This is a genomic window from Spiroplasma endosymbiont of Megaselia nigra (genome assembly GCF_003987485.1).
Classification (GTDB): domain Bacteria; phylum Bacillota_I; class Bacilli_A; order Mycoplasmatales; family Mycoplasmataceae; genus Spiroplasma.
Genome location: NZ_RCOO01000142.1, coordinates 1 through 3103, shown reverse-complemented (window position 1 = coordinate 3103; position 3103 = coordinate 1). Strand labels below are relative to the sequence as shown.

The 3103-nt window shown below is 23.5% G+C and carries 4 protein-coding genes and 1 pseudogene; all 5 read left to right on the top strand.

The window, feature by feature from the left end:
• Positions 1 to 133, top strand: a pseudogene (locus D9R21_RS08755) (IS30 family transposase); the annotation flags it as partial.
• A 405-nt stretch (positions 134 to 538) separates the two neighbouring features.
• Positions 539 to 1213: a hypothetical protein gene (locus tag D9R21_RS05440; protein WP_126821409.1), complete on the top strand. Its 675-nt coding sequence runs from the start codon at positions 539 to 541 to the stop codon at positions 1211 to 1213.
• Positions 1214 to 1290: 77 nt separating this feature from the next.
• Positions 1291 to 2430: a hypothetical protein gene (locus D9R21_RS05435; protein WP_126821408.1), complete on the top strand. Its 1140-nt coding sequence runs from the start codon at positions 1291 to 1293 to the stop codon at positions 2428 to 2430.
• Positions 2431 to 2539: 109 nt separating this feature from the next.
• Positions 2540 to 2749, top strand: coding sequence for a hypothetical protein (locus D9R21_RS05430; RefSeq protein ID WP_196234381.1), 210 nt, complete (start codon positions 2540 to 2542; stop codon positions 2747 to 2749).
• Between the two features lie 71 nt (positions 2750 to 2820).
• Positions 2821 to 3084, top strand: a complete 264-nt coding sequence (locus tag D9R21_RS05425; protein WP_126821407.1) for a transposase — start codon at positions 2821 to 2823, stop codon at positions 3082 to 3084.
• The last annotated feature ends 19 nt before the right edge of the window (positions 3085 to 3103 follow it).

Sequence of the window (3103 nt, the reverse complement as noted above, 5' to 3'; positions counted from 1 at the left end):
CAAAGGAATTGATTTAAGTATTTATTCAAGAAATTATTATCAAGAAGTTGCCAATATAATAAACTCTAAACTTAAAAAATCTTTACATTGACTATCTTCAAAAGAAGTTTTTATACAAATGTTTAATTTTTAATATAATTACTTATAAAATTTTAATCATTTTATTTTTCGGTGTGTCAAAATTAATAAATTTAAGACAAAACTACTAAATTTTTTTAAAATAAATTATATTGAACATTTATTTTATTGATGTTATAATGATATTGAATAAACTGTTACACTTCATAGTACAATTTACAATGTTAAAAAATAAAATTTTAATTTTAATTTTAAAACTTTTCACGGTATAATTACTTAGAACATGTTATTAATAATTAAAATAATAATTATAATTACTTTAATTATTGTTTCACAATAGGGTTTTTAATTAAATATAACGAAAGATATAATTTAAAATAAAAAGAAATATGTGTGGGTGATTAAAATAAGAACAGATTTAAAAAAGTATTTTCAAGTATTTTTTAATATATATTTTATTTTGTTTAGTTTATATTTTGGAATTTCGTTATTTTTACCTTGTTTTGTTCCACATTATACAAATTGAGCATTTGTTAGTATTTCATTAAATTTAACTTATATTGTTTTAATAACGGGTGCTTTTTTATTTTTCTTAGCTGTTTTAATCCAAATTTTAAGTGATTTTAAACATTATAAACAGATCATCTTACAATGAGATAATATTTTAAAAGTTAATGTTATTGTAATTTTATTATGATTAGCAAATATTTTTTGATTATCATACACTATTTATTGAAATATTACTATAACAGGACTACTTAGTCGTTTTACGCAGTTTTATTTTCAACTTTATCAATCAATTTTAATTTCGTTTTATTTCTTTTATGCTTTATTTATTATTACCTTTTTTATTGCTTTAGTCATATTACAGATTTATTTAATTTATTGGTATAAAATTAATGATTTAATTTATTTTAATCCGTTTCTTAATCTAACATTATTTTTAAATATTTTGGAACAGTATCTTTTTATGCGGTATCGAATTAATATATTAGTTATTTTTTTATTAAAAAAACTAATTATTATTTCATTTATTATTGCAAATATTATTAAAACATATCGATTAATTCTTTTTAAAAAGGAAACAACCCCACCACAACAGGACAGTATTATTACCAAAATTTTAACAAAATAATCTTTTTAAAATTAATAAACTAATTTTAATATTAACTATGTAATAAAAATTATTGAAAAACAAAGGAGAATAAAATAATGAAAAAATTAATGATGATTTTAGCATCAGTATCACTATCAAGCCCAATTGTTGGGACAGCAATTGCATGTCATGGTCCTAAAACTGGGGGTGAAATTAATACAACAGGAATACCAACTGTTGGTACTATTAAAGCAAATTTAAAAAAAGCGGGTTATGATGTTGATAACTTAGATGTTGATTTAGCGCCAGGAATGAAAACAGCAATTATTCGTTTTATGCCAGATGTTCCAAATCGCCCATTTTTAACAAAAAAAGTTGATTTAAAATGAACAACAAATGATATTAGTAAAATTATTACTGTTACATCATTGCCATATGATAATGGTTCTGGTACAAAATTAACCGTCGATGAAGTGTTAACTGTTGTTAATAGTTTAAATGGAACAAATTTTACTTTTTCTGATATTGAAATAAATTTTGATCAAGAAATTAGTCAATGATTAATTACGCCAAAACCAGGTGATAATTTTACTGGTTCAGCAGTTGAAATTGTTAATGAACCAATTACATTTTCGCAAGCATTTCCATTAAAAAATATTGGTGATATTTATCTCGCTGATGCAGTCTGAGCAGATTATAAAAAAGACCCTGAGGTTACAACAATGAATATGACAGCAGCAATTATGGAGTTTGTTGGGGACCGAAATCGTTTCGCAAGTTTATATAAAGATGCAATGTTAAAAGCGATGATGGGAGCTTTAGATGGTGGAATTGAAATATCAATTAATCAAGATAATGGGGAAGGGACTTTAAAAATTACAACGGAAGTTGAGCATGTTATTAATCATTCAACACTAACTGCTAATTTTACAGTCAAGACAACACCACGTAAGTTTTTAACGCAAGATAATGTTAAACCAACAGAAAAATTAATCCCTGTTAAATTAGATAAGATTTATACAAAAGAAACTGAAAACGAACTTCGTTATGATCTTGTTACAAAGCTATTAGGAAAACAATTTGCTGATCAATATCAGGAGATTTGATATAATGAAATTTGAGTAACTTTTAATGAGGATGGTAAAGGCGCAACTATTGAGGCTAAACAAGGCTCAAAAATTTTAGCAGCTTCTGATACTTTAGCTTCTTTAATGACAAAAATTCCAGCTTATAAATTAAATGTTACATTTGAATAAAAAGAAAAATAAACTCATTAATCTTATGAGTTTATTTTTTTATTTGAACAGGATATAATTAAAATTATTGCGGAATACAATAAAACATTAAATATTTAGGGGGAATACAATGACAACAATTTCATATGTTTTATTAGGAATTATTTTAGTTATTTTAGTTACTTTTCTAATAATTTATTTAGTAAAAACACATAAAAAACCGCTTGTAAATAATGATTCAGCATTATTACAGAAAGATATTCAAGCATCAAAAGAATTATTAGAGAAACAAGGATTAAAATTACAAAATCAACTTTCTGAACAAAAAAGAGAATTATAAGACTGCACCCCAAAAAGTAAGTAAAATTAAAAAAGAACTTTACTAAACTTTTAGAGGAGTTGCATTTTTTAATGGCAGGAAAAGAACAAAAATTTAAAACATATACTGCAGAATTTCGAAAAAATACAGTAAAAGAAATTGAACAAACATCGCTTACTTATATTGCACAAAAATATAAAGTAAATATAAAAACACTTGATTCATGACAAAGAAATTTTAAAAAAGGAATTTTAAATACACCAAAAGGTCCAAAAAAACCATTTGGAAAAAAAGATTTAAACTATTATAAAGTTAGGTATGAATTATTAAAAAAGCTCCATGACTTTTACAATTAAATAAACAAAAAATAGTATC